The following is a 12,416-nucleotide window of genomic DNA, read 5'->3' as shown; positions in this document are numbered from 1 at the left end:
AGCGCCGCATACGCGGCGCGGCGGCCCATGCGCGGCAGCCATTGGCCTCGGCCGCGCCGCTCGCCTGGGCCTTGGTGCCCCTGGACCTGAGGCTCTTCCGTCCACGCCTTCACAGTCCACACGGCTCCTGTGAGCGCATCCGAGCTGTACATCGGCCTGATGTCGGGCACCTCGCTCGATGGCATCGACGGGGTGCTGGCCGATTTTTCCGGCTCGCACTGCGTGGTCACCCACCATGCCAGCGCGCCCTTCGCGCCCGAACTGCGGGCAGAACTGATGGCCCTCAATACGTCGGGCACTGACGAACTGCACCGCGCCGCGCTGGCGGGCAACGCCCTGTCGCGGGCCTACGCGCAGATTGTGCAAACGCTGCTCAAGCGCAGCGGGCAGCCAGCATCCTCCATCCGCGCCATCGGCGCCCACGGGCAGACGGTGCGCCACCGCCCCCAGGAATTTGATGGCACGGGCTATACCCTGCAGCTGGGCAACCCAGCCCTGCTGGCGGAGCGCACCGGCATCACCGTGGTGGCCGATTTCCGCAGCCGCGATGTAGCGGCAGGTGGACAGGGTGCACCCCTGGTGCCAGCGTTTCACCAGGGGGTTTTTGGCCGCGCAGGTGAAACCGTGCTGGTGCTCAACATCGGCGGCATCTCCAACCTCAGCGTGCTGGGCGCCGACGGCAGTGTGCTGGGCTTTGACTGCGGCCCCGGCAACGCGCTGGTGGACTACTGGTGCCAACGGCACACCGGCCAGGCTTTCGACGCAGGAGGCGCGTGGGCTGCCAGCGGAAAGGTGCTGCCGGAGTTGCTGGCATCGTTGCTGGACGAACCCTTTTTGCGCAAGCCCCCCCCCAAGAGCACGGGGCGCGATCTGTTCAACCCCGCATGGCTCGCCCACCACCTGGCGCCGTTCGCACAGGCAAACCCTGCCGACGTACAGGCGACCCTGACCGAATACACCGCCCGCGCATGTGCAATAGGCGCAAACAGCTACAAAAAAAATAGCAAAACGATGGCAGTGTGCGGCGGTGGCGCACTCAATGCCTACTTGATGGCACGGCTGCAGGCAGCCTGCCCTGGCGTGCAGGTCACCGCCACCGATACCCTAGGCCTGCCCGCATTACAGGTGGAGGCGGCGGCCTTTGCCTGGCTGGCACGGCAGGCGCTGCACGGACGGCCCGGGAACCTGGCCAGTGTGACCGGCGCTGCGGGAGCCCGTGTGCTGGGCGCTGTTTACCCAGCCTGAAAAAACAAAAGCCGCCCATGCGGGCGGCTACGTGGTCAGAGGTCAGGTACAGAGCGGTGTGCACCACCTGACCCCTACCCTCTCCGTGTCAGGCAGAGAAGCTGGAGCCACAGCCGCAGGTGGTTGTGGCATTGGGGTTCTTGATAACGAACTGAGCCCCTTGCAGGTCTTCCTTGTAGTCGATCTCGGCGCCGACAAGGTATTGGTAGCTCATGGCATCGATCAACAGCGACACACCGTTCTTCGTCATGGTGGTGTCGTCTTCATTGGTGATTTCATCAAAGGTGAAGCCATACTGAAAACCCGAGCAACCGCCACCTTGCACAAAAACGCGCAGTTTCAGGTCAGGGTTGCCCTCTTCGGCAATCAGGTCCGCCACCTTGGCCGCCGCGCTGTCCGTAAACAGGATGGGGGCAGGCATTTCGGTCTGGATGTTTTCGGCAACAGCGCTCATTGGGTACTCCGGGTTCAAAGTTTGCGGTGAATAGTACTGCAGTCTTCTCGGGAATTCAGTTCACTGCCCGTTTGACGCTAACTTCAGTGGGGGCTTTTCCTCCACCAGCACAGCCACCGGGCACATCTGCCCGGCAATCACGGCGCCCTGGTGCATCTCCAGCGCCTTGTAGTGCACATTGCCGGTGATCTTCGCCTTGGGCTGCAGCTCCAGCAGTTCGGCAGCGTGCACAGGCCCCACCACCTGGCCATTGACGATCACATGGTCGGCATGCACCGCCCCCTCCACGCGCGCCGTCTCGGAAATCACCAGGATGCTGGGCTGCTCCGAACCCGCACGGATGTCCCCCACCACCTCGCCATCAATGCGCATGCCTTCGGCAAAGTGCACATCTCCCTCGATCCGGGTGCCCTGGGCGATCAGGCTTTTGATCGGCGGCTGCTTCTTGCGGGAAAACATGGGTGAAAACTCCTCAATGCGCATGCTCCAACCCGGAGCATACAAACGGAAAACGACGGGGCAGAAAGCCCACGGAAAACGGCTACGGCGCGAAGCCCCGCACACATCACCCCTGCCTGCCACAACGACCGGCGCAGGGCTGCATGGGGCCTTGCAGCAGGCTGGATGAGGCTCCCCGGAGGGGCCTTCCCAACCCTGCCGCCGGACTAGTCGATGGTCATCGCCTGCACGGCGCGAACCGCAGAGCCCTCCAGCACGCGCGCGGTCACGGTTTTTACCACGGCGCTGGGGGGCAGATCGAGCACACCCTCAATGCGCCGGTACTGCTTGACCTGCAGCGGCTGTCCCTGGGCTGGCTGGGTCTGGGTCCAGGGCTTGCCATCCTGGGTGCCCGTCAGCACCAGTTCCAGCCGGCCATTGAATTCGGGGGCATTGCGCGTCGCCTGGATCACCAGGACCTGCCAGCGCAGCTGCATTCCCCCCAGCACCTCGGCCTGCAGACTACGGATCGCCAGCCCTTCGGCCTTTGCGGCGGGAATCAGCTTTTCAAAGAACCCCAGGTCTTCGCGCAGCGTGCGGTTATCGGTCTCCAGCTGCCGAACCTGCGCCATCAGGCTTTCCTTGGCAGCCCGCTCGGCCACCAGAAGACTCTCGGCCGTATGGGCTACCGTCTGTTGCTCTTGCCCCTCAGCCCGCAGGCGATCCACTTCCGCCCGCAATTGCAGGAGTTCGTCACGGGAGACGGTATCTAGCCCTGCGATGGACTTTCCAAACTCAAAGGCCCAGAGGGCTACTGCCGCACAGAAACCAAAAACCACGGCCAGGGCCAGCCAGCGAAGGGGCCAGGGCAAGGCACTGCGGATGGCCACCCTTGGGGCGCTGATCGTCAGTCGGCGGCGCAGAAGGCGAAGGCGCATGGTGAGAAGGGGTGAAACATCAGGATGGCTCGGAGAAAAGAGCGCACCTTAAACGAAAAAACCGCCCGAAGGCGGTTTTTTGTTCTGTAAAGCAGTCCGAGGAAAGCTTCGCAGGGAGAAGGATGCCAGCCCGAAAGCCGCCATCCCTCCAGAGCCCAACCAGCTTAACGCTTGGAGAACTGCTTGGCGCGGCGTGCGGAATGCAGACCGACCTTCTTACGCTCGACTTCACGGGCATCACGCGTCACGAAGCCAGCTTGGCTCAGGACGGGCTTGAGGGATGCGTCGTAGTCGATCAAAGCACGGGTGATACCGTGGCGGGCAGCGCCAGCCTGGCCGGATTCACCACCACCGTGCACGTTGATCTGGATGTCGAAGGTTTCGACATGGTTGGTCAACGCCAGGGGTTGCTTGGCAATCATGATCGAGGTTTCGCGGCCGAAGTAGGACTGGATGTCCTTGCCGTTCACCGTGATCTTGCCGGAGCCTTTTTTCAGAAACACGCGGGCGACGCTGGACTTGCGACGGCCGGTGCCATTGTTCCATTCACCAATCATCTCAAGGCTCCTTAGATTTCCAGCACTTTGGGCTGCTGGGCGGTGTGGGGATGCTCAGCACCACCGTACACCTTGAGTTTCTTGATCATCGCGTAGCCAAGGGGGCCCTTGGGCAGCATGCCCTTGACAGCCTTTTCCAGCGCGCGGCCGGGGTGCTTGGCTTGCATGTCGCGGAAGTTCGTGGCCGTGATACCGCCGGGGTAACCCGAGTGGCGGTAGTACACCTTGTCCAGGGACTTGGTGCCGGTGACCTTGAGCTGGGCGGCGTTGATGATGACGATGAAGTCACCGGTATCGACGTGAGGCGTGTAAATGGCCTTGTGTTTGCCGCGCAAACGGAGAGCAACTTCGCTGGCTACTCGTCCGAGGACCTTGTCGGTCGCGTCAATCACAAACCACTCGTGCACAACCTCAGCGGGCTTTGCGCTGAAAGTAGTAGTCATGAGTTTTCTCTTCAAAAGAGGGTTTGGCGGGTCCTTTTCCACGGTCGGTGCTTCTCTGAAGGAAGCCTCTTAGGTGGCGTAAAGTCTTCGCCGCGGGACCACAAAAGCGCTGCGAAGCCTGCCATTATACGAATTTGCAGGCCTGTGGCGCAAGCCCGTGGCCGGAAAGCAGCCCACGGCCCCCTCGCCCACGGCTAATTGGGGGTCTGCCGGCGGCGCTGCTCGTCAGCTTCGTAGCGGCGGCGGTTCTCCACGCAGATGGGCTGGTTGGCCTGGGATGGCTTCTGGCATTCCTGGTGGATGCACATGGGGCGTGCGAGGAAATTGGCATCTGCACAGGCCTCTTGCGGGCTGGGCACACGCGGTGGTGGCGGGCGGGGCTTGGGCTCGGCCACCACGGGGGGCGGTGGCGGGGGCGGCTCCTCATGCACCACGATCGGGGTCGGAGCCGGCTCAGGGGCGGTCCGTCGCGCACGAGTGGGGGCGCGCGGAGCAGAAGCAGGGACAAGTGCTGGCGCAGGCATGGATGCAGCAGCCACCGTATCGCTCGCAGCGCCGTCCACAGCAGCAGAGGCCGCTGCGGCCGGGTCCTGCAGCGCCGTCTCCATCACTGCAGGCGGCGGCGCTACGGGCGGCTCTGCCATCTCGGTGATGATGTCGTCCTGCGGCGCCTTGCTGCTCTGGGCCCAGCGCAGGCCGGCGGCAGAAACCACCACGGCCACCACAGCCACCCCGAGCCACACCAGAACCGGCGAGCGCCGCGTGGTTTTCACCGCCTTGCCGTGGGGGCGGGCGATCTCCCGCTCCAATGGCTGTGGCCGATGGTCGGACGCATGGCGGGTGGTGTTCCCCGGCTTGTGGCTGCCCGCGGGATCGTCGTAGCGGGAGTCATCGACCACCACCGTGTCTCCTGCGTCGATGAAGACCGTATCACCCGCATCGGCAGCCACAGTGTCCGGGCCGCCCAGCATCACGGTGTCTCCGCCAACATTCGCTTCGCCCGCGGGAGTGGCACGCCCTCCGGCATCGTGGGCCACTCCGTTCCCGGTGGCGCGTTGCGCCTGGGCGTGCATCTCTGCCACGATGCTGGGTGCTGAGGTCACATCCACCGTAGGCGTTACCAAGCCCGGGCCCGGCTGATCGGCAGGCTCCACCCAGATATCCCCCAGGTCGTTCCGGAAGTCGAAGTGCTCGCTCCCCTCCGGCGCGGACGTCATCTCCATGAGCTGCAGGAACGCGTCGATGCTCTGCGGCCGGTCCTCCGGCTTGAGCGCCAGCGACTGCGCGATCGCCGCCACGAAAGGCGAGGAATACTCCACGCCAAACTGGCGCTTGACAGTTCTGGCCACGCGGGAGAACGACACCATGCGATCGCGGATGGAGCGCAACGTGGCAGGCAGCGGCGTGTCGTTGCACAAGCAGCCATGCACCACCGCAGCCAGGGAATACAGGTCGCTCCACGGGCCCTGGCGCAAATCCTCGTCGCCATCGGAATATTGCTCTATGGGCGCGTAGTTGACCTTGAGGACGGCGGTGTGTTTGCGGTCTTGGTCGTTGATCGCGTGCCGGGCAGCGCCCAGGTCGAGCAGCACCGGGGGGCCGATGTCCTGGAGAAAAATGTTGTCGGGCGAAATATCCCGATGCAGGGTCTTACCGTCATGGAGCACCCGCAGGGCACCCAGCACTGACCACAGCACCTTGCGCAGCCAGATCTCGGGCGGCGGGGTGCGCATCTGGGCACGGGCCTGCTTGAAGGTCATACCGCTGTAGAGGGGCATGACCATGTAGGCGGTGTTATTCGCCTCCCAGAAGCGGAACACCTTGACCAGCGAAGGGTGGTCAAACTGCGCCAGCAGGCGCGCCTCACCCACAAAAGAGGCCAGCCCGGCCTGGAACGTTTGCTGGTCCGACGAGGATCTCACCCAAAGCGACTGACCCTGCGCACGCCCCGCCAGCGCCGAAGGCATGTATTCCTTGATCGCCACGGCCCGGTGCAGGGAGTGGTCAAAGGCCTTGTAGACCATGCCAAACCCGCCAACCCCCAGGAGCGCAAGGATCTCGAACTCAGCGAGGCGGGTGCCTGGCGGCAGCGCATCCACATGGCTGACACCGCTGGCTGGGGCTTGGCTGGAACTTGCGATCATGGTGGAAAGGGTGTGGCGTGCGGGCTTGTTTCGACAGAGATTGTGGGTGAACGGGTGCCAACACCGCTCCAAACGCAATCATGAAGCATGCCAGCACGCGCTACAGAAACAAAAGGCTTCCCGTCTGCCAAAAAAGTTACACACCCTGGTCAGAGATACGCCGATTGTGCCGCGCCATGGTTCATTGCCGCCCCCAGCCCATGACAAATTCGCATGGAACCATGAACCGGCGTCTGGTGCCCGCCACCCAGTGCAGCCACCCCTCGACCCGGCCCAGTGAGGCGACAGGGCGCACTCGTTACCATAGAGCCATGTTCAGTTATCGCCACGCCTTCCACGCAGGCAACCATGCCGATGTGCTCAAGCACACGGTCTTGATCGCCGCCTTGCAACACCTTACCGAGAAAGACGCGGCCCTCACCGTGCTGGACACGCATGCGGGCGCGGGCCTCTACCGGCTCGATGGCGACTACGCCAGCACCAGCGGCGAAGCTGCAGACGGCATCGTCCGCCTGTTTGCCCCCACGGCCCCAACCCTCACGCCGGCCCTGCAGGCCTATGTGGACATGGTCCGTGCCTTCAACCAGGGCAACACGCTGCGGGTTTACCCAGGCTCCCCGTTCATCACCCAGCGCCTGTTGCGCGACCACGACAAGCTCAAGCTCTTTGAGCTGCATCCCACCGACCTGCGCGCCCTGGCGGGCAACGTGGCCCAGCTCGAAGCAGGCCGCCAAGTGGCCGTGCTGCACGAAGACGGGTTCGAAGGGATCAAGAAATTCCTGCCTCCACCGGCCCGCCGCGCTTTGGTGCTGTGCGATCCCAGCTATGAAATCAAGAGCGACTATGCCAAGGTGCTCGATATGGCGGCGGATTCGCTCAAGCGCTTTGCCACCGGCACGTACGCCTTTTGGTACCCCATCATCCCGCGCCCCGAGGCGCACGACCTGCCTCGCCGTCTCAAGACCCTGGCCACCAAGGCAGGCAAAAGCTGGCTGCATGCCACGCTGACCGTCAAGAACAGCAAGCTCACCGAAAACGCTGCTGGCGACGTCAAGCGCCCAGGCTTGCCAGCCAGTGGCATGTTTCTGATCAACCCGCCCTTCACCCTGAAAGCCGCGCTCAAAACCGCACTGCCACAAATGGTGGAATTGCTGGCCCAGGACAAACACGCCACGCACACCCTGGAATCAGGCGGCTGATGCGTCCAAGTGGCGGGTCGTCCTTACGGCCCATCCGCCCCCACGTCCTCACTCTTCAGGGCAGGTCGATTCTCCATTGGCCACAGGAAACACCTCCACCGGCTTGAGCCCCAGACCGTGTAGCCCCAGGGCAATGGCTGCAGCGCGGCTCAAGTCCACGATCCGGCCCCGCGCATGGGGCCCCCGGTCATTCACGCGCACCACAACCCCTCGGCCCGTGATCTGGCTGCGCACACAGATGAATGTGCCAAAGGCCAGGGTGGGGTGCGCAGCGGTCATTGCGTGCATGTCAAACCGCTCGCCACTGGCCGTCTTGCGCCGGTGAAACCCAGGCCCGTACCAGGACGCGAGTCCGGTCTCTGGCGCCACCTCGTACCGGCCAGACTCCCCCGAAGGCGCAGCCCATGGAGCGTCGACGGGCTCACCAAGAGGTTGCACCTCCTCATCCAGCAGCCCCGCCTCGGCCAACGCGGCATCCACGGCATTCGGGGTGGAGGGCTCTGCAGTGTTACCGGCCCCCTCTGCCTGCGCAGCAGGCAACCACGCACAGCAGACCGCAACCAGCAGGGGCAGCAGCCGCAGGTGGGCGCTAGCGCTTGCAGCGCTCCAGAAATGCTTCCTCAAACCGTCGCAGATCGTTTTTCTCTCCATCCGTCAAATCCGTTCTGGCGCGTTTGTTGGTAAGAATGCGGCGAGACTCGGCGCATTGCTGGGCGTGCCGCTCCTGCTGCTCCCTGGAAGCCTGTGCTGCGACCTGGGCAGACTTTTCGTCTTCCCGGCGCTGCTTGTCGCGGTGGCGGCGCTCCGCCGAAAGCCGTGAGTACGCATCCTGCTCCTCCTCCCGGCAATCGCGCCGGTATTCGCGCCGCATTCCTTCCACCACGTCGGCCTTGATGCCCCGGCCATACGCTCCCCGGATGTTTTCATCCAGGGCCCGGCAGCGCGCGCTCAAGTACTGATGGTGGTCCGGGGTTTCGGGCGATGACCGCACCGGCGAATAGCTGTCATAACGTGGCGATGAATATTGCGCCGGGGCAGGCCCCGCCACAGCGGCTGTGGTGCGGGCACCGTCAGGACACGGCCGCGACAGGACAAAGGTGTTCCCGCTATCGTCCCGGCAGTGGTAGCGGGTCTGCGCCTGAACGCCCGACATGCCCAACACCCACACACACAGCGCACACCATACCGCCACCCCAGCTCGTTCCATGACCACCATCCCCCTGCAAATGTTGCAAAGTGCTAATGGTAGCCACGCCGTGGCCGTCAGATCCCCAGGCGGCGGCAGATTTCCAGAGTGGCCGCACTCTGGTTCATGGTGTAGAAGTGCAGTGCGGGTACCCCCGCGCTGCGCAGCTGGTCACACAGGTCGGTCACCACATCCAGCCCAAAGGCCTTGATGCTGGCCGTGTCGTCGCCAAACGCCTGCAGGCGCAGGCGTATCCAACGAGGAATCTCGGCACCGCAGGCGTCCGAGAAACGCATCAGCTGCGTGGAGCTTCCGATGGGCATGATGCCCGGCACCACAGGCACGTTGGCGCCCAGGCGCTGTGTGTCTTCCACAAAGCGGAAATACGCATCGCTGTTGTAGAAATACTGGGTGATGGCCGAGTCCGCACCCGCCTGAACCTTGGCGATGTAGGCGTTCAGGTCTGCCTCGGGCGACTTGGCCTGGGGATGCACCTCGGGGTAGGCGGCCACTTCGATGTGGAAATCCCGGCCCGTCTCCGCGCGGATGAAGGCCACCAGGTCACTGGCGTACTGAAACTCGCCGCCCGCGCCGTAGCCGCTGGGCAGATCGCCACGCAATGCCACCAGGCGCTTGACGCCCATGGCCTTGAGCGTGGCGAGCTGCTCGCGCACGGACTGGCGTGTGGCACCAATGCACGAGAAGTGCGAGGCGGCGCTCACACCTTCGGCCAGGATTTCACGCACCGTGCCAAAAGTGCCTTCCTGCGTGGAGCCACCGGCGCCGTAGGTCACCGAGCAGAAATCCGGGTGCAGCGCATACAGCTGCTGGCGCGCAGCCCGCAGCTTGTCCGCACCTTCGGGCGTCTTGGGCGGAAAAAATTCGAAACTCACCGGAAAACCGGTGCCCTGGGCATTGGCAGCAATCATGGTGCCCTCCTCGCATAAACAAAAAATTCATGGTTGCCGTCGCCGCCCTGGATGGGGCTGTCGAGCCAGGCCTGCACGGCCAGACCCAGTTCGGCGCAGCAGTCTCGGATGCGTTTTTCCACCACGGCATACAGGGCGGCATCCCGCACCACACCGCCCTTGCCCACCTGGCCGGGCTGCAGTTCAAACTGCGGCTTGACCAGCATGAGCAGGTGGCCGTCAGGGCGCAGGAATGCGGCGATGGCGGGCAGCACCAGGGTCAGCGAGATGAAGGACAGGTCCCCCGTCACCAGGTCGAACGCCGGTGTCGTGTCCACCCCCGCGCATTCGGCGCGGCGTCTGCGCTGGACGGGCAGTGTGCCCTGCGCGCGGGCTTCGGCGCGCAGGGCGCGCTCGGACTTGAAGGCTTCGATGTCCTGGTCCTTGGCGTCGCCGCTATCGTCGTAGGCTTCGTCCACTAGGCCGCCGTTGCGCATCCAGCTGTAGGGCGCCTCGGGCTGGGTTTCGTTGTCTTCGTCGGCTTCGACGACTTCAGAGAGCGCCAGCTCGCAGGCTTCCTGCAGGGCCTGGGCGGTCAGCGAGCGCGCGTTCACGCCCTCCACGCAGACCACACGCAGATCGCTGCGCAGCCGCTCGTGGAGCTGGCCATGGCCCACGTCCACACCGATGACCTGCGCTGCGCCCTGCTGCAGCAGGCAATCGGTAAAGCCGCCGGTGCTCTGCCCCACATCCAGGCAGCGCAGCCCGGCCACGGACAGCCCCGTGGCCAACAAGGCGCCTTCCAGCTTGAGGCCACCGCGAGAGATGTACTTGGCCTCAGCATCGTCCAGCAGCTTCACCTCGGCCACGGACGGGATGTCATCGCCGTTCTTGGCCACCTTCTGCCAGGGCGCCAGGGGTGACAGACGCCACTCCACGCCCGCAGCAATCAGCCGCTGCGCTTGCGAGCGCGTGGCCGCATGGCCCGCTTCCACCAAAAATACATCTGCACGCATGGCGCTCATCCTTTAAGAGTCAAATCAGCCTCCAGCGCTTATCCATCAAGCGCAAGCAGCTATCACAATACTAGCAACCACGATGCAGTGATCCACCCGCGCACCGGCGGCATGCCGCCAAGGCGCGCAACGCGCCTGGGGCGCGGGATCAATAGCGGTAGGTGTCCGGCTTGTACGGGCCTTGCTTGGGCACGCCAATGTAGGCGGCCTGCTCGTCGGTCAGCTCCGTCAGCATGGCGCCCACCTTCTTGAGGTGCAGACGGGCCACCTTTTCGTCCAGGTGCTTGGGCAACACGTAGACCTTGCCGTTTTCGTAGTAGTCGCTATGGGTGAACAGCTCGATCTGGGCAATGGTCTGGTTGGCAAAGCTCGACGACATCACAAAGCTCGGGTGGCCCGTGCCGCAGCCCAGGTTCACCAGGCGGCCCTTGGCCAGCAGGATGATGCGCTTGCCGTCCGGGAAGATCACGTGGTCCACCTGGGGCTTGATCTCTTCCCACTCGTACTGCTCCAGCGACGCCACCTGGATCTCGTTGTCGAAGTGGCCGATGTTGCAGACGATGGCCTGGTCCTTCATGGCCAGCATGTGCTCGTGGCGGATCACGTCCTTGTTGCCGGTGGTGGTCACGAAGATATCGGCCTTGTCGGCAGCGTATTCCATGGTCACGACCTTGTAGCCTTCCATCGCGGCCTGCAGGGCGTTGATGGGGTCGATCTCGGTCACCCACACCTGGGCGCTCAGTGCACGCAGGGCCTGGGCGCTGCCCTTGCCCACGTCGCCGTAGCCGGCCACCACGGCCACCTTGCCAGCGATCATCACGTCGGTAGCGCGCTTGATGCCGTCCACCAGCGATTCACGGCAACCGTACAGGTTGTCGAACTTGCTCTTGGTTACCGAGTCGTTCACGTTGATGGCGCGGAACATCAGCGAGCCCTTGGCCGACATTTCCTTCAAGCGGTGCACGCCGGTGGTGGTTTCTTCGGTCACGCCGATGATCTGGGCGCTCTTGCGGCTGTACCAGGTCGGGTCCTCAGCCAGCTTGGCCTTGATGGAGGCGAACAGGCAGGTTTCTTCTTCGCTGGTGGGGTTGGCGATCAGCGAGGCGTCCTTTTCGGCGCGCTTGCCCAGGTGCATCAGCAGAGTGGCATCGCCGCCGTCGTCCAGGATCAGGTTGGGGCCTTCGCCTTCGGTGCCGGCGGGGCCAAAGTCAAAAATGCGGTGGGTGTAGTCCCAGTACTCGGCCAGGGTCTCGCCCTTGATGGCAAACACAGGCGTACCGGCGGCAGCAATGGCGGCGGCGGCGTGGTCTTGCGTGGAGAAGATGTTGCAAGAAGCCCAGCGCACCTCAGCGCCCAGGGCCTGCAGCGTCTCGATCAGCACGGCGGTCTGGATCGTCATGTGCAGCGAGCCCGTGATGCGGGCGCCCTTGAGCGACTGCTTGGGCGCGAACTCCTCGCGGATGGCCATCAGGCCGGGCATCTCGGTTTCGGCGATGCGGATTTCTTTGCGGCCCCATGCGGCCAGGCCGATGTCGGCAATGATGCAGTCGGTGTTGACCGGGGCGTTGACGCGTGCGTTCATGATGGTTTCTTGCTCCAAAGCATGTTGAAAAACCACTGGTCGCGGGAGTGAAAAAGCTCACCACACGAGAAGTGGATGAGCGTCGTTGCTAGATGACTCCGAGCCTCACGCCCCGCCTGTGCTGGGGACGCTGCAACGCTCCTCGGATCGGCGGATTATAAAAGCAAGTGCATTCCCCGCACCATGCCCCGGGATGAATCCGTCCTCGGCCTTGCACGGAACAGTAAAATCCCGCCACTGCCGCCCCTGCGTCCCACGCCGGTCCCGGCCCGAAGATTCTTGCGCAGGGCGCTCTGCCCCGCACCC

Annotated in this window: 13 protein-coding genes and 1 riboswitch; of the genes, 2 read left to right on the top strand and 11 right to left on the bottom strand. The window is 64.1% G+C overall.

Annotated features, from left to right (window positions below; genetic code table 11):
* Positions 1-129: 129 nt before the first annotated feature.
* Complete coding sequence (locus ACQ4MJ_RS00420) at positions 130-1,245, top strand: anhydro-N-acetylmuramic acid kinase (RefSeq protein ID WP_431173687.1); 1,116 nt, start codon at positions 130-132, stop codon at positions 1,243-1,245.
* Positions 1,246-1,333: 88 nt separating this feature from the next.
* Here the strand turns inward: ACQ4MJ_RS00420 and erpA are convergent, their stop codons facing one another.
* The 6 genes from erpA to ACQ4MJ_RS00390 all read right to left on the bottom strand — a co-directional run bounded on the left by erpA (position 1,334) and on the right by ACQ4MJ_RS00390 (position 6,219).
* The gene (gene erpA / locus ACQ4MJ_RS00415; RefSeq protein WP_008907234.1) at positions 1,334-1,699 is read right to left on the bottom strand and encodes an iron-sulfur cluster insertion protein ErpA; all 366 of its coding nucleotides are present in this window, start codon (positions 1,697-1,699) and stop codon (positions 1,334-1,336) included.
* Positions 1,700-1,759: 60 nt separating this feature from the next.
* A complete protein-coding gene (locus tag ACQ4MJ_RS00410) occupies positions 1,760-2,158 on the bottom strand; it encodes a bactofilin family protein (RefSeq protein WP_055394679.1) in 399 nt (132 codons plus the stop codon).
* A gap of 206 nt (positions 2,159-2,364) precedes the next feature.
* Complete coding sequence (locus ACQ4MJ_RS00405) at positions 2,365-3,075, bottom strand: DUF6776 family protein (protein ID WP_055394671.1); 711 nt, start codon at positions 3,073-3,075, stop codon at positions 2,365-2,367.
* A gap of 164 nt (positions 3,076-3,239) precedes the next feature.
* Entirely contained in the window at positions 3,240-3,632 is a 393-nt protein-coding gene (rpsI, locus tag ACQ4MJ_RS00400; protein ID WP_005798582.1) for a 30S ribosomal protein S9, read from the bottom strand.
* Positions 3,633-3,643: 11 nt separating this feature from the next.
* On the bottom strand, positions 3,644-4,075 hold the full coding sequence (gene rplM / locus ACQ4MJ_RS00395; protein WP_008907237.1) for a 50S ribosomal protein L13: 432 nt from the start codon (positions 4,073-4,075) through the stop codon (positions 3,644-3,646).
* 194 nt (positions 4,076-4,269) lie between these two features.
* On the bottom strand, positions 4,270-6,219 hold the full coding sequence (locus ACQ4MJ_RS00390; protein ID WP_431150790.1) for a serine/threonine protein kinase: 1,950 nt from the start codon (positions 6,217-6,219) through the stop codon (positions 4,270-4,272).
* A gap of 311 nt (positions 6,220-6,530) precedes the next feature.
* Here ACQ4MJ_RS00390 and ACQ4MJ_RS00385 point away from each other — a divergent pair, with 311 nt between their 5' ends.
* Positions 6,531-7,418 carry a 23S rRNA (adenine(2030)-N(6))-methyltransferase RlmJ gene (locus tag ACQ4MJ_RS00385; RefSeq protein WP_121508503.1) on the top strand — a complete coding sequence of 296 codons (888 nt, stop codon included), beginning with the start codon at positions 6,531-6,533 and terminating at the stop codon, positions 7,416-7,418.
* A 48-nt stretch (positions 7,419-7,466) separates the two neighbouring features.
* Here the strand turns inward: ACQ4MJ_RS00385 and ACQ4MJ_RS00380 are convergent, their stop codons facing one another.
* The 5 genes from ACQ4MJ_RS00380 to ahcY all read right to left on the bottom strand — a co-directional run bounded on the left by ACQ4MJ_RS00380 (position 7,467) and on the right by ahcY (position 12,110).
* Positions 7,467-7,898: a septal ring lytic transglycosylase RlpA family protein gene (locus ACQ4MJ_RS00380; protein WP_373692631.1), complete on the bottom strand. Its 432-nt coding sequence runs from the start codon at positions 7,896-7,898 to the stop codon at positions 7,467-7,469.
* Positions 7,899-8,007: 109 nt separating this feature from the next.
* Complete coding sequence (locus ACQ4MJ_RS00375; protein WP_121422876.1) at positions 8,008-8,571, bottom strand: hypothetical protein; 564 nt, start codon at positions 8,569-8,571, stop codon at positions 8,008-8,010.
* A 110-nt stretch (positions 8,572-8,681) separates the two neighbouring features.
* Positions 8,682-9,533, bottom strand: a complete 852-nt coding sequence (metF, locus tag ACQ4MJ_RS00370; RefSeq protein ID WP_121421226.1) for a methylenetetrahydrofolate reductase [NAD(P)H] — start codon at positions 9,531-9,533, stop codon at positions 8,682-8,684.
* Positions 9,530-10,528 carry a TlyA family RNA methyltransferase gene (locus ACQ4MJ_RS00365; RefSeq protein ID WP_431150792.1) on the bottom strand — a complete coding sequence of 333 codons (999 nt, stop codon included), beginning with the start codon at positions 10,526-10,528 and terminating at the stop codon, positions 9,530-9,532. The genes metF and ACQ4MJ_RS00365 overlap by 4 nt, the downstream gene beginning before the upstream one ends.
* Before the next feature lie 148 nt (positions 10,529-10,676).
* Entirely contained in the window at positions 10,677-12,110 is a 1,434-nt protein-coding gene (gene ahcY / locus ACQ4MJ_RS00360) for an adenosylhomocysteinase (RefSeq protein WP_121422878.1), read from the bottom strand.
* A gap of 70 nt (positions 12,111-12,180) precedes the next feature.
* Positions 12,181-12,260, bottom strand: a riboswitch (S-adenosyl-L-homocysteine riboswitch).
* Between the last annotated feature and the right edge of the window lie 156 nt (positions 12,261-12,416).

The organism is Acidovorax facilis (genome assembly GCF_050626955.1).
Lineage (GTDB): Bacteria > Pseudomonadota > Gammaproteobacteria > Burkholderiales > Burkholderiaceae_C > Acidovorax > Acidovorax facilis.
Note: the sequence above shows the minus strand (reverse complement) of the source record. Positions and strands in the feature narration are given on the sequence as shown.

Bases quoted from the DNA above. Each gene is read 5' to 3' on its own strand.
- ACQ4MJ_RS00390 (WP_431150790.1), bottom strand. From the start codon at position 6,219: ATGATCGCAAGTTCCAGCCAAGCCCCAGCCAGCGGTGTCAGCCATGTG.
- ACQ4MJ_RS00405 (WP_055394671.1), bottom strand. From the start codon at position 3,075: ATGCGCCTTCGCCTTCTGCGCCGCCGACTGACGATCAGCGCCCCAAGG.
- ahcY (WP_121422878.1), bottom strand. From the start codon at position 12,110: ATGAACGCACGCGTCAACGCCCCGGTCAACACCGACTGCATCATTGCC.
- rpsI (WP_005798582.1), bottom strand. From the start codon at position 3,632: ATGATTGGTGAATGGAACAATGGCACCGGCCGTCGCAAGTCCAGCGTC.
- erpA (WP_008907234.1), bottom strand. From the start codon at position 1,699: ATGAGCGCTGTTGCCGAAAACATCCAGACCGAAATGCCTGCCCCCATC.
- metF (WP_121421226.1), bottom strand. From the start codon at position 9,533: ATGATTGCTGCCAATGCCCAGGGCACCGGTTTTCCGGTGAGTTTCGAA.
- ACQ4MJ_RS00385 (WP_121508503.1), top strand. From the start codon at position 6,531: ATGTTCAGTTATCGCCACGCCTTCCACGCAGGCAACCATGCCGATGTG.
- ACQ4MJ_RS00365 (WP_431150792.1), bottom strand. From the start codon at position 10,528: ATGCGTGCAGATGTATTTTTGGTGGAAGCGGGCCATGCGGCCACGCGC.
- ACQ4MJ_RS00410 (WP_055394679.1), bottom strand. From the start codon at position 2,158: ATGTTTTCCCGCAAGAAGCAGCCGCCGATCAAAAGCCTGATCGCCCAG.
- ACQ4MJ_RS00375 (WP_121422876.1), bottom strand. From the start codon at position 8,571: ATGTCGGGCGTTCAGGCGCAGACCCGCTACCACTGCCGGGACGATAGC.
- rplM (WP_008907237.1), bottom strand. From the start codon at position 4,075: ATGACTACTACTTTCAGCGCAAAGCCCGCTGAGGTTGTGCACGAGTGG.